This is a genomic window from Alteribacter keqinensis (genome assembly GCF_003710255.1).
GTDB lineage: Bacteria > Bacillota > Bacilli > Bacillales > Salisediminibacteriaceae > Alteribacter > Alteribacter keqinensis.
In genome coordinates this window covers 501,247-518,434 of the sequence record NZ_RHIB01000003.1, presented here as the reverse complement: position 1 = coordinate 518,434, position 17,188 = coordinate 501,247, and the positions used below count along the sequence as shown (strand labels likewise).

The following is a 17,188-nucleotide window of genomic DNA, read 5'->3' as shown; positions in this document are numbered from 1 at the left end:
CTTAAAGCCCCTTATTTTGCTTTGGTCACCTGTTTTTTTAACGGCGGTGAGGCGGCTAATGCCTGCTCCACTGACGTAAACTGCTTGTTTCTCTTGTACTGGTTATAGAAGATCGCCCGCTTACGGATCGGGTCTCCTGTGTAGTAACGCTCATATTGAAGAAGACGCTGTCCGAACGCTTCACCGCATAAATCCCATGCCAGCTTAAATAGATGAACTCTTTCTTCTGCCGATACTCCTTCTCGTCCGGCGTAGTATTTATCCAGGTGGCTTCTCAGCTCCTGATTTTCAAAATCGGCCGCAGTCGGCGACATGAGAAGGCCCCCCGCACCAATAATCTGCATGACTTCGATCGCTCTCGGATACATTTTCGGAAGCATCCCCCGGATCGTTTCAAGAGGTGCGGCCGCCGGTCTTACTTCCCCTGTCGGCATCGTCTCGTATTCCTGCTCGGCAACACGCAAGAGGGCACGGATCGTCTCCACGTTTTGAACGAGTTCCCCAAGGTCGGTCTGAACGTTTAAGTATTGATCGACCCCGATGGAATCAGCCAGCTTGCAGGCAACCTCGGTAGCAAACTCGAGCTTTACATAGCCCCGTACACCGGACTGATGGGCTGGTTGCTGATTGATTCCTGTTTTCGAGTAAAGGAGGTTCGCCGCTTCTACATTGTTATACATAAACACCCGGTTCCAAGGCACCAGAACATCTTCAAACGCAAGCACCGCATCCATTTCTTCAAAACGTGAGGCAAGGGGATGGTCAAACACCGATCGTGTCCCGTCCTGCATCTGCTCCCTGCAGAGAAGCTTCAGCCCCGGTGTGTCAACCGGCACAGCAAACGCAAGGGCATAACGCTCATCACCAGGCTGGAATCCAGGGAAAGAATAGATGATCACTTCATCTGTGATCGGTGCAAGAGTAGCAAGCATTTTTGCCCCCCGGACGATGAGCCCGTCAGGCTTCTCCTCCACCACCCCGAGGTGGGTAAACAAATCTTCCTGTTCATAGGATGCTTTGCTCCGGTCGTTTTGCGGATTGATAATCGCATGGGTTAAAAATAAATCGTTCTTTTTGATGTAGTTGTAATACTCGATCAGGTTTTTGGACCAGTCAGGATTATACTTGTCCAGAAACCATGGATTTCCCGCCATGTTGGTGACAACCGTATTTAAAAAGTCCGGTGTTCTCCCCATAAGACCAAACGTGGCTCTCGCATGAACCTCAAAGGCTTCACTCCGGGCTTTAATGTCTTCTGCTGTTCTCGGCAGTAAAAAAGAGTTATTCGCCCGCTCTCCGGTTTCGCTGCAGATGTGGGTAATTCGGTCCTGATACTCCGGATCGTGCTGGAGATCATATAGCTTTGCAATCTCCTTGACCGGCTGTCTGAACACATCGTGATTCACCACATCCGTGACTTTCTCTCCCCCGAGCCAGATCTCCGGCTGCCGGGATTTTAAGGCATTGATATACTCGTTCCCCGTTCTGATTCCCATTGCCTTACCTCCGTTTATTTGGTTATTTTCTTTTCTTCACTTTTATCTTTCAGGAACTGCCCTTTATAAAACATCAGCGGCGTTCCTTCATCGTAGGTATAGTCCGTTACTTCTCCGATGTAGAGAATGTGATCTCCGCCTTCATACCCCTGCCATGGACGGCATTCAAATGTAGCAAGCGCTCCTTTAATTTTCGGGCCGTGGTCTGTTTCTTCCCAGTCAATCGTCAGGCCTTCCTGAGGACGGCCGGCAAACTGCCATGCTATACTTTCCTGATCCCCTGCTAAAATGTTGACGGTAAAAGGATGATCCTCCAGCATGCTGCACGCTTTTGCTCTTTTGTCGATTGAAACAAGGAGCAAAGGCGGATCGAGTGAGACAGAGGTAAATGAATTCACCGTAATTCCGTGAAACTGGTCTTCTTTTTTCCAGGTTACGACGGTTACACCCGTGGCAAAATGGCCGAAGCAGTTTCTTAATTCACGAACATCCAACTGCACACACCTCCATAAAATGGTTTGCTGGTCCTGCAGTGACTTTTGACCTGGCTGAGGTCCTATGTATCATCAGCAACCAGCGATTTAACCATAGTATAGATAATTTAATATTCTAAAAAGTTAAACTATTTCACATTCTGAAATCCAAGAAAAAATTTCAGGTTTTTTATTTATTTAAGGGTTTTATGTATTCTTCTGTTCTTTTTTGTAATTTTCGGAATCATATTACATTTTACAGTCCGTGTATGAAATGGGCAATAGACCTATAGAATGAAGTGACTTTTTTCACTCAATAAAAATAGACTTCCGCAGAAGAGTGTTCTTCTGCAGAAGTCTTTTATTTGGGCCGCAATCCGTTTTGGCCGGGGTTATTTAAACACCTGTGCCAGCACCTGGGACGGGCGGGCGTTGCTTAAGTTTTTGTTTACAGACTTGCCGACTTTCACGCGGAGCTGGGACTCCATCGTTCTTGTCATTTCGGTTTCACCCACAAGGTAGACGGAATTCCACTTACGGTCCCGGTTCATCTGCTCAATGTTGGTCGCCATATCTTTATAGAAGCGGTTCAGGTTTTCTTCGAATCTCTGCTGAAATTTATCCACGTGGCTCGCTCCGGACTGAATTGCGTTCGTTGCACCCATTCCGTCTTTAAATGACCAGTTTTCCGTTTCCGGATCAAATGTGTACGTTCTTGTGTCGGTCACTTCCCCGAGTGCAGTATCGAGGATGGTAACTTCGTCCATATTCGTTAGAACAATTCCGCTCTTAGGATATTGTTTCGCCAACGCTTCGAGCTGGTCCACAACCGGCTGGTTTTCCCAGTGAAAGCTTGTTTCTACGGGCAGCTGCAGGTAATGAACCGACCAGAGATCTCCTTCTTCCGAGCCGAAAATCACGACACTTTTCTGCAGGTTAGTCTGGTTTCCTGTAATTTCTTTTTCCACTTTCGTTTTAATTTTGCGGTAATTTTTCAGCTGCTTCTCGTTACCGCTTGAATCTAAGTATTCATCGAGCTTCTTCAGACCGTTTTTCAGGCGGATCTTCCACTCGCCTTTTTGCTGATCCTGATTCGCTCGGTCTGTGTTTAGATAAACGCTCAGGACACATTTCCCCTCAGGACAGTGAAATTCTTTCAGTGACTCAAGTTCTTTTGACAATGCCATAAATGAACCTCCTTATTAAAGCTTGTAGTAGGTCTGTTTCCGTTACAAGCTCCGCTCAAACTTCCTTTTCGTCTCCCTATATGTACGCCCGTTCACATAGGGATATGATAGTTGTTTTCCTGATGATGGTGTAGATTTGGAAATTGGGGGAATTGCCGGTTCATTGGATTAACGGCTTTAGAGGCGGGATTAACGACTTTATGCCTCTGATTAACGGTTTGGTAAGTCCGATTAACGGTTTAGCCCCCTTAGCCGACAATTTAAGCAATTACATCAATATATCTTAAGACGCAGGATGCAGCCGGAATGTCCTTACTTTCCCCGTAGCTGCATCAACCTTCATTCACAAAGTAATATGGTAAATAAAAGATAATTCATTAAAGATTATTGTTGTTTTAAAAGTCGTTGATTGCAGCGAATGCGCGACACTCCTGCGGGAGCAACGAGCAGTTACACCAAGAATATACTGCGAGTTCTTCGACGCATATATCTGCGTAGCGTTACTGGCAGAGAAAGAAGCAGGTATAAAAATTCCAGGAGGCTCACCGGCGCCCCTCGCGGAAAGTGAAATGAGCGTAAATCACCAATTGCCCCCAAAAGAAAAACCCCCTTCCAATAGGAAGAGAGCTCTCCTGCAATTTAAATAACCCCGATTAAAAACGCCACAATGAGAAGAACAATGCTGAAACCCCATACCCAGAAAAAGGAGTAGCGGATATGTTTGCCCATCTCCAGTCCCGCAAGACCGAGGGCAAGCCACAACGCCGGAGAGAAAGGACTGACGAACGTACCGATGATGTTTCCGATAATCATCGTGTACGCCGCCGTTATAGAATCAACACCATGTGAAGTCACAATCTGCTCGACCACCGGCAGCAAGGCAAAGTAATAGGCATCCGTACTGAGCACGAGATCAAACGGTACGCCGAACACACCCATGATCACGTGCAGATAAGGCACGACAAACGCCGGTAAAATCATAACTAGATCTGTCGCCAATGAATCAAGCATCCCTGTTCCATTCATGATTCCGAGGAACGAACCGGCAGCAAGAATGATCGCCGCCATCATTAACGCATTCGGTGCGTGAGTTTTGATCCGTTCCATCTGGTCATTCACTTTCGGGTAATTGATCGGAAGGGCAATACTCAGCCCGAGCATGAATACCAGTCCTGATGGAAGGATGTCCCAAACAAGGACAGTGATTACTGCTAAAGAAATGAGTAAATTCAGCCACAGCAGTTTCGGCCGGGCAAGGGCCGGATCCCTTTCCACCACGGCAGGCTCTGCAGTTTCGCTGGTGGCAGCAACCTCTGCCTCAGCATCAGCCTTGGCCACTTCATCATCTGACATCCTGGAAATCCGACGCTTTTCCCGAATCCCCAGGAATGCGGCTAAAACAATCAGCAGCAGCATAGCCGAAATCTGCACCGGAATCAGCGGACGCCAAAGCGCAGACGGATCCACACCGAGAACGGCACCGGCTCTGCCGATCGGCCCCGCCCAGGGAACAAGGTTCATAATACTGGCACTCAAACCGACCAATAGTAAAAGTAAATAAGGGCTCATCCGTAATTTCAAATAAAGCGGCAGCAGTGCCGGAATGGTAATGAGGAAGGTTGACGCTCCCGACCCGTCCAGGTGGGCAACGGCACCGACAATGACAGTCCCCACAGCAACGGCAACGACACTTCCCTTTGTAAGGGCAATCATTTTGTTGATTAACGGGTCAAACAGCCCCGTGTCCTGCATAATGCCGAAGAATAAAATCGCAAAAATAAACATGATCACAACACTGATAACCGAATCGATACCTTCGTTAAAGAAACCGCCAATGTCTACGATGTTAAAGCCCGCAAGCAAGGCCCCGCCCACAGGAACAAGGACAAGTCCCATAATCGGGGTAATTCTCCCGCCTATCAGCAGCACAACAATGGTGAGAATGGTTAAAAAACCGATAATACTGAGCATTCTTCATCCCTCTTTTCATAGAGTCTTGATCAGGAAGCGCTTTCAAAACCACGGCTCTTCCTTTGTTTGTTAAGGCTAAGAGTACTACGAAAGAAAAAAGGAGTGAAGATTACTCACATAAGTTCTATTTTGTTCATTTTGTTCACCGGGTTGTCACATAACGCCGTTCCGGCCGTCCCACATCGCCGTACTTGAGCCTCGCTTCCACTTCATTTACTGAAACCAGGTATTCAAGATACCTCCTTGCTGTTGAACGGCTCGCCCCGATTTGTTTTCCAACATTCACAGCAGTAATCCCGTCTTTTTCTTTCATCAGAAGCTTTTTAACCTGCTCGAGTGTAATCGCGTCAATCCCTTTCGGCAGATCTGTTTCATCAGACAGACTCCCTTTCCTGCCCACCTGCAAAAGATCGTCAATTTCCCCTTGATCAAGCTCCTGTTTCATCACAAGCGTCTGCCGCTGCGCTTTATACCGCTCCAGGGTCTGGGCCAGCCGCTCCAGGTCCACCGGCTTCACAATGTAATCAAAGATCCCGCCCTTAAGCGCTTCTTCAAAAGTAACCACTTCCTTTGCAGCCGTAACCATGACCAAATCAACGGCCGGATACTCCCTTCTTATTTCCCAAAACAGACTCAGACCGTCCACATCCGGAATGTACACATCAAGCAGAATAAGATCCGGCGCCGGACCCTTTTCCAAAAAATCACGAGTCTCCTTTGCCGTCTTAGCCGCCCCCGCAACAGTAAAACCGTCCACTTTATTTACAAACCGCTTTGTAATGTCAGCCACACGAAAATCATCTTCTACTATTAAAACAGCAACAGATTGTGTCATCATCATCCCTCCCCTTTGTTTGGAATCGTAATCACAAAGCACGTGCCCTCTTCCCCGGCCGCTTCCGTACTCATTGTGCCGCCGACATTTTCAAGAACCCGTTTGGATAAAGCAAGGCCGAACCCTCTGTGCTCCCCGTCCTTTGTTGTAAATCCCTGCTCATAAATCCGCTCCACGAGCTCCTCCGGAATGCCACCGCCCTTGTCTTCGATCTCAAACAGCACCTCATCCCCGAGATCCGTAAAGAAAACCGATACCGTCCGCTCGTCTTTCGGCAGATGCTTCACCGCATCAATGGCGTTATCGACCACATTTCCAAGAGCTGTAACAAGGGCATGCCGCTCTCCCTTAGGCAGCACCGACGAGAGCGTACTCTCCGGATCGATGATCAGCCGGACACCTCTCTCATGAGCTTCGTTGAGCTTTCCGAGAAGAATCGCACTCACCATAGGGTCCGCCACCTGGTCAATAAGCTGATGAATCCACTTCTGCTGGCTGACCGTCTCTTTTTTTATAAAATCAATGGCCTCCTGCTTCTGATTAAGCTGCAAAAGTCCCGAAATCGTATACAGCTTATTTGAAAACTCATGCGTCTGTGCCCGGAGCCCCTCCGCATACTCTCTTACTTTGGTCAGCTCCTTGGTGAGCCGCTCAATCTCCGTTTTGTTCCGGAACGTGGAAACGGCCCCCGCCAGATGCCCGTCATCATAGAGGGGAACCCGGTTCACCACAACAATATGCTCACCAAACTCCATCTCCTCATCGTACTGGCTCTCCCCGCTCTGAAGCACTTCAGGAAGCTTCGAGTACGGCAGGAGGTCATGAACAGGCTGACCAATATAGCGCTCCAAAGGCTCATTTTCCACATTCAGCAGACGCTGCGCCGCTTTATTCAAAAGCGTAATGTCCCCACTGTTGTTAACCGCAATAATTCCTTCGTGAGCCGACTGAAGAATCGTTTCCTTCTGAAGCAGAAGATACGAGATTTCCTCAGGCTCAAGACCGAACAACACCTTCTTAATGTAAATAGAGATAAGGATCGCTCCCCCAAGCCCCAATGCCATAATAAGGGCAAGGGCTGAGACCAGCTCGTCCCTGTAATTGTCCACCACTCCCCGGACATCTTCTACAAGGAAGCCGACCGACACCACACCGATAATCTCGCCGCTTTCGCTGAAGAGCGGCGTCTTCCCCCGAATCGACGGCCCGAGGGACCCTTCTGCCTGGGAGATGTACGACAATCCTTCAATTAATGCCCCGTCACTGTCCTCTCCTACCATCCGTTCTCCAATCTGACCGGGGTTGGGGTGAGAGTAGCGGATCTCATTGATATCTCCCACCACGATAAATTCAGCCCCCGTTGACTGCCGGATCGGTTCCACGAGGTTTTGGACGGTCCTGTCACCGGGATCGCCCTCGGCAACGGCATCTCTTACTTTAGCAATCTCAGCCACACTTTTTGATACCCCGAGTGCCCTCTCCCCCATCTCCTGCTCAAGGGAATCCGACAAAAGAAAGTAAAAGAACACACCGATAATGGCCAGCATCCCCACTGTAAGGAGCCCGATCAGAAGCGTCATCCTAAGCTTCAGGCTGATTTTTGCCGGAGACCGGCTTATGTATTTTTTCATCTGGGTCCGATCAAATTCCGCCATGTTGATTCTCCTTCTCCGTTCATCTTTCGTCATTATACTATAGTCAGTAAATTCGAAATAGAGCGGGAAGTCTGAGGGTAGTGTGGCAGGCTGTTATTGGGGTTTGTGTTAAGAATTGGGGTGTTATTGTTAATAATTGACCGATCTTTATTAAGCATTCAGCCGCGAAAGTTAAGAGTTAAGCATCTGTTCCCATATTAATGGTAAACAGGAGATTTCTCGTGCAAAACGAGAGCAGATACTCATTTGCGCTCATTGCACTTTTCACGGGGGCGCCGGTGAGCCCCCTGGAATTTTTATACCTGCTTCTTCCTCTGCCAGTAACGCTACGCAAATATGTGCGTCGAAGCAACTCGCAGCATATTTGTGGTGTAACTGCTCGCTGCTCCCGCAGGAGTGTCGCACATTCGCTACAATCACTACTCTCTTATAAAAAATATTGAAATTAACGGTTATTAATTGTGACGGTTTTTTTGTGACAATAGAAGTTAATTTCTGTGATTGACTCTTCAGAGACATCCACACAGCCTCCTATCCTATATAAGAAAAAAAGCCCCCTAAAAAGGGAGCTCTGTCTGTTACCGCTCTGGTGCGTGATAGTTGTTTCGTCCGTTGGCACTGCTGCTTGTCTTGTTGTTTCCGTGCGGACGGTGCTTGTTGTTGTTCTTCACATTATGATTCTGTTTGTTTTTACTCACTCGTAACGCCTCCCATAATCATAATCCAAGCGGTAACAAAAAAAGGGAATCACATCGTGAGAGTGCGATTCCCCTTCTTTTCCTGCATTCTATCCACTTCCCGTCAACAACCAACGCTTTTCATTTGCAGCCGCAAAAGAGATACGAATGATCTAAAGAAGCTTCATCTTCAGAAAACAGGGCCGGAATGAGAACCGCTGAGTTCCCCTTCCGTACTTATATCTTTAGCTTTTGAGCTCGTCCGTATCCACATCAGAAGGAGGTAATTGTTTCCGTTCACCTTCAGCTGCCTCCTCAAGCTGGATCATCTCTTCGGGTCCTTCGCTTCCCCGGAGTCTGGAGGAAAGCTCTTCAAATTCTTCTTTCGCTTCCTGGATCGTACCCAAAATGTCAAAGGTATGTTCCTTTAGCTGCTGGGACGTTTCCACAATCGTCTGAATGTCGTCGGACGCTTCCTCTACGATGCTTGCCACACGGTCCGCAGACACTCTGATGTGCTCCACAAACGACTCCCGGTTTTCTTTAATAAATTCCACCCACTCGCCTGTCGTCCGCGAAATGGTCTCAAACGTTGTTGTCACTTTTGTCCGTGCCTTTCTATTCGTGGCAAAAAAGATGAGTCCTGCTGCCAAACCCGTTGCAACTCCGCCATAAAGCCAGCTTTTGTTCGTTTTTTTCTGTTCCATGGTTTAAGCCTCCTCGTCTCTATAAAGGCACTGAAAAAGTTCGGTCTTTTACTTTTTCCAGCGGCCTATTCTACACTGTTCCTTCTATACATTTTAACAAGAAAACGAGGTCGCAAACAAATTTTCGCTATTTTTACGCAATTTTTTTACGTTGAATTTTGAGTGAACATTCAGTCGACTTTGCAATACCGGTAAACACTGTTTTCATTTACCGCCTTCACTTCGTTCATTTCCTCGAGAAGATCAAGATGACCAAGGGTCTCTGATAACGTCAGACCCGGCTGCTTTGTATACATCTGTGGATAAAGCCGTTTGCAAAGCTCAAAGGACGTGAGTGTCTCTTCACCAAGAAGATTTTTAATCGCTTTCGCTTTCTCGATTTGCTTTTGAAGGCGTTCTTCGATCAGAGCTTTCGGATCTTCCACCGGCTTACCGTGACCTGAGAACGCACGCTTAACATGAAGACATTTTTTCAGGGAATCACGGTATTGAAGCAGCGTCTTCGGCCGCTCAGTCTCCCCTTTGTAAGGAGCCTCAATGATGGCATTGGACGAGATGTGGGCAATTAAATGATCTCCGGAAATGAGAACACCGTCACGCTCACGGTAAAGAGAGATCTGCGACTGTGCATGCCCCGGTGTCTCAATTACGGACCATCCAGGAAGACCTTCAATCCGGTCGCCTTCAGACAATGTTACATCTATGCCTATTCTGCTTGTGTACTTTAAATAATAGGCGTTTGATTTTTCTATAAGAGCGACAATGTTTTCGTCTACACCATGGGCTGTGTATAACTCCCGGAAGAAGTCATTCTTCTGCTCAAAAAAACGCTGATCTCCTTCAAGCCACGGCTTTGTTTTTTCATGAGACGCAATCGTGGCGTGGTCAAACTCTTCTACAAGACCAATATGGTCGGGATGGTGGTGGGTTAAAATAACGAGCTCAATGTCTGAAAATCGATAATCAAGCTCCAGGAGCTCTGCCTCGAGTACCCGCTTCGCTTCTTCTGTTTTCACTCCTGTGTCGACTAGTGTCAATCTTTCTCCCTCAATAATATAGACGTTTACCGGCCCTACCAGAAAAGGAGTAGGGATGGTAATGCCATAAACAGAGGGGGCAACTTCTTTCGTTTTTACCAACATGGCGCCTCCTTAAAATGAATGACCATTCAGTTTTATTTTCTTTATTTTATCCAATCTTAAGCCATTTGTCAGCTAAACCGGCTTTATTTTTTTATCATCAGGATTTATCCACAGATGTGAATAATTTTTCGTATGTTCTTTTATACCAAGGTGTGAACATGTGGATAGATTCTGTGGATAACAAGGGATCTCCTTGTGGATTTTGTTGATAACTCTTTTCCGTCATGAAATATCAGCTATGGAAATGTGTATAACATTGTGGATCACCGAAAAAAGCGCGAAACGTTATTATAAGCAACATTTCCTGATAAGTAAATAATTAATCATTTGCATGTGCGTCTGCTCTTCGGACAGAAAAGGATAGAGGATACTCTGGTATTGAAGAGGACTGTGGATGTACAAATGAACATACAGTTTCATCATCTTTCCTTTTCGCTGCAGAACTTCACCGAGACCGGCCTCGTAGCTTTCGGGAATGCTTCCTGACGGGGTCTGAACGTTGGAACGCTGCCCGCTTATGTCTGTATAGATTTTTGCGAGGGTATCGTAATGGTTTCGTTCATCCTGACGCATGTCATAGAGAATCTGCTCCGCTCCGGGATCCTTTGTCTGCCCGATGAGGTAGTCAATCATCAGCTCATCAAAACTCTCCCACCCCATGATCTGCCGGATGAGCCGAAGAACCATCTGATTGTTATAATGTTGTCCGAAAGCCTCAGACTGAGGCGGGTATCCGCTGTCATACATCCTAAAACCTCCACATAAAACAGAGTCTTCTCTATGTATATGAGGACAGCCGGAGGAATATTTTTCAACAATGTTCGCAAAATTGTAACATCTTTTTCATGTACTTTTCCCCTTTAACCTAGTAAACTTAATTTATCAGAAAGTTTAGAACAAATAATTAAAAGGATGTGTAAAATTTATGCGCAAGCGCTTCCATAAAACATTTGAAGAACTCGTAAATGAAAATAGAGCCCAGCTTTTAAATGATCCAGAAGCGATTCACCAGATTGAAAAGAAAGTTGAAGACAAGCACGCGTTAGAAAAACAGGACTCAAAATAAAAAAAGGAGCGGCACCCTGTAGGGGCCCGCTCCTTTTTATGCGTATTCGCTCAGCAGTGTCTGAAGTTTCATGGCTTTGCCTAGGTCTCCCCTCACTTTCAGCTTTCCGCTCATATAAGCCATCGTCGGATTGAGGTTCCCTTCCGAGAGCTTGAGGAAATCTTTATCCTTCATGATCAGGGTAATGTCCTCGTCCTCTGTATCCCCCAGTGTGTAACGGGCAGCCTGATCTTTAATGTGAAGCTGATAAGTCCCTGCTTCGTCCCCGCTGAGCTCAAACTTATAAAGAACGCTCATCGTTCCAAGGTGCGCCGGATTTGCGTTCATTCTCTCCGTTAATGTGTCAAACTTCTCTTTTACAGCCATAAAAAATCCCCCTAAGTAAAAATGAATAGTCATTCACTTTACTAAATACGACACGATTCAGGGGATTCCTTTTATTTTCATAAAAAACTATACGGTTTCTTTTACCGGCGGCTGAACGTCAAGGTTTTTCTCGATCTCTTCCTGTACGATGCCGGCAAGGGTAATGCCGTCAATATCCTTGTTCTGCTGGTGAATGCGGACCGGCTCTCCGATTGTGACTTTTACATCCGCCGGCTTCATCAGGTTGTTGTTGGCTTCCATTATTTTAAATGAGCCGTTAATGGTAACCGGCAGAATCGCGGCTCCTGATTTGGTGGCAAGCTTAAAGCTTCCCTGTTTAAACTGGCTTACAGGCCCTCCCTTGCTTCTCGTTCCTTCCGGGAATACGACAAGGTTGTGACCATCCTTGAGCTGTTTTGCTCCCTGAAGGATCGCTTTTACGGACTGGCGGCGGTTTTTCCGGTCCATAAACACGCAGTTCATTTCTTCCATCCATGATGCAATGATCGGCAACTTTTTCACTTCCACTTTGGAAATAAAGCCGATTTTTAAATCGAGGTAGCCGAGAATAATCGGGATATCGAAGTTCCCCTGATGGTTGGAGACGATCAGCACCGGTTCGTCTTTCGGGATTCTCTCTATCCCCTCGATTTTCACCCGTGCTCCGGTTAATTTTACAAGTCTTTTCGCCCACTTATTGGACTGCTGTTTGACGATCTGGTCTGCCTGCTCGTCATTTCCGTTTTTGCGGAGCTTTTTCACTTTCCGCAATGCGGGAATGGTGGTGGGAAGATACAGCCAGAAATACGTAAACCATACGATTGTTCGAATCATGTTCTTTCTCCTCATTTTTTCCATTCTTTTATCCAGCCCTATTATAACAGAGGCTGCCGGGATCGTGGTGAAAATACGAGATTTGTGTGTGACTGAAAAAACGCACGGGTAATACACTACTAATGGCTTTATTGGAGGTGCTTAAGTTGAAACGCATACACGGAATTGTAAGCGGACGAGTGCAGGGAGTCGGGTTTCGTTACTTCACCATGCATGAAGCGGTAAACGCTGATGTAAAAGGGTGGGTAAGAAACCGCTCTGACGGTACAGTGGAGTTTGAAGCAGAAGGAACAGAATCAAACCTGAAAGCATTTACGGAAAAAATAAAGAAAGGGCCAAAGCGCTCCCAGGTGGAAAACGTCGTAACTTACGACATTGAACCGAAGAAAAATGAAACGAAATTCCGGAAGAGAAAGACGAAATAATAAAGAGACACCTGAGGTGGCATTTTACCTCAGGTGTCTTTGCAATGAGCGGAGCTATTGCCAACTGCTTTTGGACTTTTAAGTCAGCCTCTTATTCTTTATCCGTCCCAAACCGCTGGAAGACGGTTTCCTCTGATTCCTCGTAAACGCTTCGGCCGGCAATTTTATTAATGATCGTCACATTCCGGTGGACGGCGAGGCCTAGATTCGTGGCTCCTGCACCGTGGGAATGTTCGATGTTTGTGACTGTGAACATGTTGTGGGGACGTTCGTCTTTAAAGGCGAGGCGGTAGTCCCGGTGCACTTTAAAACGTTTATCGTCTTCCCAGACGATCTCCTCTTTCATTTTTTCGAGCCACTCCGGCATGTTCGGCTTGTACCCGGTAGCCAGTACGATCTTGTCTGCTTCCACGTGAAAATTCTTTTCCTCCATCCACTGATGGCAGGTCACATCGTAACGTCCCTCATCTGTTTTATCAATCGTTTTCACATCACTTGCAGAGCGGATCGTCACCGGCGCATTGCCCGGATGAATGGATTTATGGTAAAGAAGATCGTAAATTTCGTGAAGGGTCTTCTCCTCCACGCCGTTTCGGAGGTGATAGAGGTTCGGGAGCTCTTCTTCTCTTTTTTCAAAACTCAGTCTGTGAAAGTAATTCACATAATCCGGGGAGAACACTTCCTGCCCTACTTTGCCCGATTCAAGCTGAAAAAAGCCCGGAGACCTCGTAATCCAGTGAAGATGATAGCCGCCGCTCTCCTGACGCTGGAGAAGATCAAGGAACACTTCGGCTGCACTCTGGCCCGATCCGACGATAAGAATGTCCTCGGAGTCTTTCATAATCCCGTCTTTATGACACATATACTGGCTGGTGTGAACCACGTCTTCCACCGGAAAGGCATCAAATCCTTCAGGTACGAGAGGGATGCTCCCGGTTCCCATCACCACATTTTTAGCATAGTACCGCTCTGTGACCTTTGCTTCCCGGTCTTCAACGACCACTTCATAAAACGGATCTCCCTCTTCTCCCCGGTTAATCACATCGGTGACCCGTTTCCCAAAGTGACAATAGTCAAGCTGCGCTGCCACCCACTGGGCATAGTGATTATATTCCGAGCGGGGGATGTCGAAACGGTTAAAGAAAAAAAACTTCTGTATGCGGTTGTGCTTGTGTAAGTAATTTAAAAACGAATAAGGACTCGTCGGGTCTGCGAAGGTGACCAGGTCTGCAATAAACGGAACCTGAAGATCAGCTCTTTCAATGAGCATTCCCGGGTGCCAGTTAAATTCAGCTGATTCGTCAAAAAAGATGGCATTCACATCGTCAACACGATCCAAAAGGGCTGCCATCCCCAGGTTAAACGGTCCGATTCCGATCCCAATTACGTCATATGAAGCTGGATTTCCCATAGTAACGCCTTCTTCCTCTCATCTGGTTCTATTAGTTTTTCGACAAATATTATTCTCATTCCCATTACCCTCTTTTTTCCCATTTAAAGCTTTTGTTGACGCCTCTGTGCGCAGCGGATAAACTAAGTAAAATTACAGCGGAACAAGAGAGGGGACTCCCATGCTTGAAAACCAGATTAAAGCAGCCCGGAAGCAGGAGCTGTGTGACCTTGTGATAAAAAACGCCACGATTGTGGACGTGTTTAATAAAACTCTGATAAAAGACCAGGATGTTGCGATCCAAAACGGAATGATTGTTGGGACCGGCCTTTCTTTTAAAGGACGAGACGTGTATGACGCCAAAGGGAAAATCATGGTGCCGGGTCTGATTGACGCTCATGTACATATTGAATCATCCATGATGACACCGCGGCACTTTTCCGATACCCTCATTCCAAGAGGCGTAACGACGGCGATTACTGATCCTCATGAAATCGCCAATGTCTCCGGGGAACGGGGGATCCGTTTTATGCTGGAGGAAGCGGAAAAAGCAGACACAGATCTTTACACAATGCTGCCTTCTTCTGTGCCGAGTACGCCATTTGAGACTGCAGGCGCAAAACTCACAGCAACGGATCTTGCTCCCTTTATGGATCACCCGAAAGTCCTCGGCCTCGCTGAAGTCATGGACTCATCGGCTGTGACTTCAGGAGATGAAGACATGCTGGCAAAACTGGCTCTTGCAAAGAACGCCGGGAAAAACATTGACGGACATGGGGCAGGCCTCGGTGTTGATGCTCTGAACGTCTATCGCACTGCGGGTATTGAAACAGATCACGAATGTGTCACAGCCGAGGAGGCCATCGAACGGGTACGTAGGGGGTTTTATGTGATGCTCCGGGAAGGCTCGGTTGCCAAAGACGTAAAGAACCTTCTCCCTGCAGTCAATGAGGCTAACAGCCACCGGTTCATGTTCTGCACGGATGATAAGCATCCGGACGACCTTCTCACAGAAGGAAGCATTGACCACAATATCAGAATCGCCATAAAAGAAGGCGTGCATCCGGTTACAGCGGTACAGATGGCAACGATCAATCCCGCTGTATGCTTCGGACTCAAAACCAAAGGAGCGGTGGCTCCGGGATTTGAAGCCACGTTTGTTCTCACAGAGAGCCTTGAGGAATTTCATGCTGACGAGGTGTATATAAAGGGCGTTAAAAAAGCGGAAAAAGGTAAGCTCACGAGGGACACTGACTATACAGTGGACCTGCCTGAAGAATTGAAGGAGACCGTTCACCTGCCAGCGCTTACAGAAGAAAGCTTTGCGATTTCAATGAACGGGTGTAACAGAGCAAACATCATTGAAGTGCAGGCAAACTCTCTTGTTACCAGACACGCCGTGGAACATGTAAACGTAAAAGAGGACGGCACGTTTGCTCCTGATACAGCAGCGGATCAGCTCATCCTTGCCGTTGTGGAGCGTCACGGGAAAACAAGGAATATCGGCCTTGGGATTGTGAAAGGTCTCGGTCTGAAAAACGGTGCCATTGCGACTACCATCGCCCACGACTCCCATAACATCATTGCCGTAGGAACATCGGGTAGAGATATCCTTCAGGCAGTCCGGAAGATTGAAAAAGATCAGGGGGGCTTAACGGTGGTAAGCAGCGGTCGGGCTGTGTCCTGTCCTCTTCCATGCGGCGGGCTGATGGGACTGGTGCCGGTAAAAGCTGTTGCAAAGAAGCTGGATGAGCTTCACGAAGCTTTGCACAAGACCGGATGTGAAAATATCTTTAATCCATTTCTGACTTTGTCGTTTCTCGCTCTTCCCGTAATCCCATCGCTTAAGTTAACAGACATGGGGCTGTTTGATGTAAAAGAGATGAAGCATGTAAGTGTTCCGGTTAAAGAATAGAGTCCCGAAAGCTGTTCCCAAAGCACGTATGGGGCAGCTTCTTTTAATGGGTTTTTTTCAGACTAGAACCAGCGTATTTGGAAACTTGAGTTTCTCGATTCATGAAAGAAGTTATGTAGATAATAGGAAGTTATTTTCACAAATATTCTTGGGTCGCAGATAAAGGAATGCAGCCGGAATGTCCGAAGACTCCTGCGGTAGCAGAGGCCAGGAAAGACCCCGCAGAGCATTGCTCGAGGAGTCTTGCCGGCACCACCGCGGAAAGCGAAGGACATGCAGGCGGCATCAACAATCTCCATCAATGAGAAAATATCTTTTTCAACAGCCGGTACCTCTTTTTAAGCGTTTGTTTATTGGAAATGACAAAAAACCAGTTTGGCTTTTACATATTTTTCTCCTTTATATATAACAAGGCTAATCGTTTTCATGTTACATATTGCTATGCTATCATTATGTTAAGTAACTTGGAGGTCAATATTATGGAATATGTTGAACCAATTAAAGACATCAGTAAAATCAATGAGATTAAGGAAATATTAAAAAAGCAGTCTCCGAGGGATTATGCCCTGTTTACTCTCGGCATTAATACCGGGCTGCGCATTTCAGAGATTCTCTCCATTAAATTATCTGATATATCCGATTCTTCCGGCAGTATTAACGAGTTTTTCAGCTATACAGAAAACGAAAAAGCATACTGCCACTTCTATTTGAATAAGCAGGTGCACGAGGCACTTCATCTTTATTTATCCAGCAGGGATCTTAAACCCGGGGATTACTTATTCAAATCTGCAAAAGGAGACTTTCCCCTCTCCCGCCAGCAGGCCTACAGAATTATCCACCAGGCAGCCAGGGAAGCCGGGATTACCAATAAGATCGGCACCCACACGCTGCGGAAAACCTTCGGCTATCACGCTTACCAAAAAGGAGTTGCCATTTCGCTCCTTCAAAAAATACTGAATCACACTTCCAAGAAGAAAACCTATGAATACCTGGGAATCGATCCTGAACAACAGGCACCCTTAAAAATAGACGTGAATTTGTAGAAAGGC

16 protein-coding genes are annotated in these 17,188 nt (G+C 46.8%); 4 read left to right on the top strand and 12 right to left on the bottom strand.

Annotation, left to right across the window (positions count from 1 at the left end; all coding sequences use genetic code 11):
* Positions 1–11: 11 nt before the first annotated feature.
* The 9 genes from EBO34_RS17915 to EBO34_RS17870 all read right to left on the bottom strand — a co-directional run bounded on the left by EBO34_RS17915 (position 12) and on the right by EBO34_RS17870 (position 10,890).
* Entirely contained in the window at positions 12–1,496 is a 1,485-nt protein-coding gene (locus tag EBO34_RS17915; RefSeq protein ID WP_122901139.1) for a 4-hydroxyphenylacetate 3-hydroxylase family protein, read from the bottom strand.
* Positions 1,497–1,510: 14 nt separating this feature from the next.
* Positions 1,511–1,990, bottom strand: coding sequence for a flavin reductase family protein (locus EBO34_RS17910; protein WP_122901137.1), 480 nt, complete (start codon positions 1,988–1,990; stop codon positions 1,511–1,513).
* Between the two features lie 371 nt (positions 1,991–2,361).
* Positions 2,362–3,156: a VLRF1 family aeRF1-type release factor gene (locus EBO34_RS17905; RefSeq protein ID WP_122901135.1), complete on the bottom strand. Its 795-nt coding sequence runs from the start codon at positions 3,154–3,156 to the stop codon at positions 2,362–2,364.
* A 639-nt stretch (positions 3,157–3,795) separates the two neighbouring features.
* A complete protein-coding gene (locus tag EBO34_RS17900; protein WP_122901133.1) occupies positions 3,796–5,127 on the bottom strand; it encodes a CitMHS family transporter in 1,332 nt (443 codons plus the stop codon).
* A gap of 142 nt (positions 5,128–5,269) precedes the next feature.
* Positions 5,270–5,962 (bottom strand): response regulator, encoded by a 693-nt coding sequence (locus EBO34_RS17895; protein WP_122901131.1) that lies wholly within the window; start codon positions 5,960–5,962, stop codon positions 5,270–5,272.
* Positions 5,963–5,964: 2 nt separating this feature from the next.
* A complete protein-coding gene (locus EBO34_RS17890; protein ID WP_122901128.1) occupies positions 5,965–7,617 on the bottom strand; it encodes an ATP-binding protein in 1,653 nt (550 codons plus the stop codon).
* Positions 7,618–8,539: 922 nt separating this feature from the next.
* Entirely contained in the window at positions 8,540–9,001 is a 462-nt protein-coding gene (locus tag EBO34_RS17880; RefSeq protein WP_122901124.1) for a hypothetical protein, read from the bottom strand.
* Positions 9,002–9,171: 170 nt separating this feature from the next.
* Positions 9,172–10,143 (bottom strand): MBL fold metallo-hydrolase, encoded by a 972-nt coding sequence (locus EBO34_RS17875; protein WP_122901122.1) that lies wholly within the window; start codon positions 10,141–10,143, stop codon positions 9,172–9,174.
* A gap of 288 nt (positions 10,144–10,431) precedes the next feature.
* Positions 10,432–10,890, bottom strand: a complete 459-nt coding sequence (locus tag EBO34_RS17870) for a ferritin-like domain-containing protein (RefSeq protein ID WP_122901120.1) — start codon at positions 10,888–10,890, stop codon at positions 10,432–10,434.
* 178 nt (positions 10,891–11,068) lie between these two features.
* Between EBO34_RS17870 and EBO34_RS17865 the strand changes: the two genes are divergently transcribed.
* Positions 11,069–11,209, top strand: a complete 141-nt coding sequence (locus EBO34_RS17865; protein ID WP_122901118.1) for an FbpB family small basic protein — start codon at positions 11,069–11,071, stop codon at positions 11,207–11,209.
* A gap of 36 nt (positions 11,210–11,245) precedes the next feature.
* Here the strand turns inward: EBO34_RS17865 and EBO34_RS17860 are convergent, their stop codons facing one another.
* The gene (locus EBO34_RS17860) at positions 11,246–11,575 is read right to left on the bottom strand and encodes an SCP2 sterol-binding domain-containing protein (RefSeq protein WP_183163946.1); all 330 of its coding nucleotides are present in this window, start codon (positions 11,573–11,575) and stop codon (positions 11,246–11,248) included.
* Between the two features lie 87 nt (positions 11,576–11,662).
* Positions 11,663–12,409 (bottom strand): lysophospholipid acyltransferase family protein, encoded by a 747-nt coding sequence (locus EBO34_RS17855; protein ID WP_122901113.1) that lies wholly within the window; start codon positions 12,407–12,409, stop codon positions 11,663–11,665.
* Positions 12,410–12,555: 146 nt separating this feature from the next.
* On the opposite strand from EBO34_RS17855, the gene EBO34_RS17850 reads away from it, so the two are divergent.
* Positions 12,556–12,834: an acylphosphatase gene (locus EBO34_RS17850; protein WP_183163945.1), complete on the top strand. Its 279-nt coding sequence runs from the start codon at positions 12,556–12,558 to the stop codon at positions 12,832–12,834.
* Positions 12,835–12,925: 91 nt separating this feature from the next.
* On the opposite strand, the gene EBO34_RS17845 is transcribed toward EBO34_RS17850, so the two are convergent.
* A complete protein-coding gene (locus EBO34_RS17845) occupies positions 12,926–14,245 on the bottom strand; it encodes a lysine N(6)-hydroxylase/L-ornithine N(5)-oxygenase family protein (protein WP_122901109.1) in 1,320 nt (439 codons plus the stop codon).
* A 160-nt stretch (positions 14,246–14,405) separates the two neighbouring features.
* On the opposite strand from EBO34_RS17845, the gene ade reads away from it, so the two are divergent.
* Positions 14,406–16,139 (top strand): adenine deaminase, encoded by a 1,734-nt coding sequence (ade, locus tag EBO34_RS17840; protein ID WP_122901107.1) that lies wholly within the window; start codon positions 14,406–14,408, stop codon positions 16,137–16,139.
* A 479-nt stretch (positions 16,140–16,618) separates the two neighbouring features.
* Entirely contained in the window at positions 16,619–17,182 is a 564-nt protein-coding gene (locus tag EBO34_RS17835) for a tyrosine-type recombinase/integrase (protein WP_122901104.1), read from the top strand.
* The last annotated feature ends 6 nt before the right edge of the window (positions 17,183–17,188 follow it).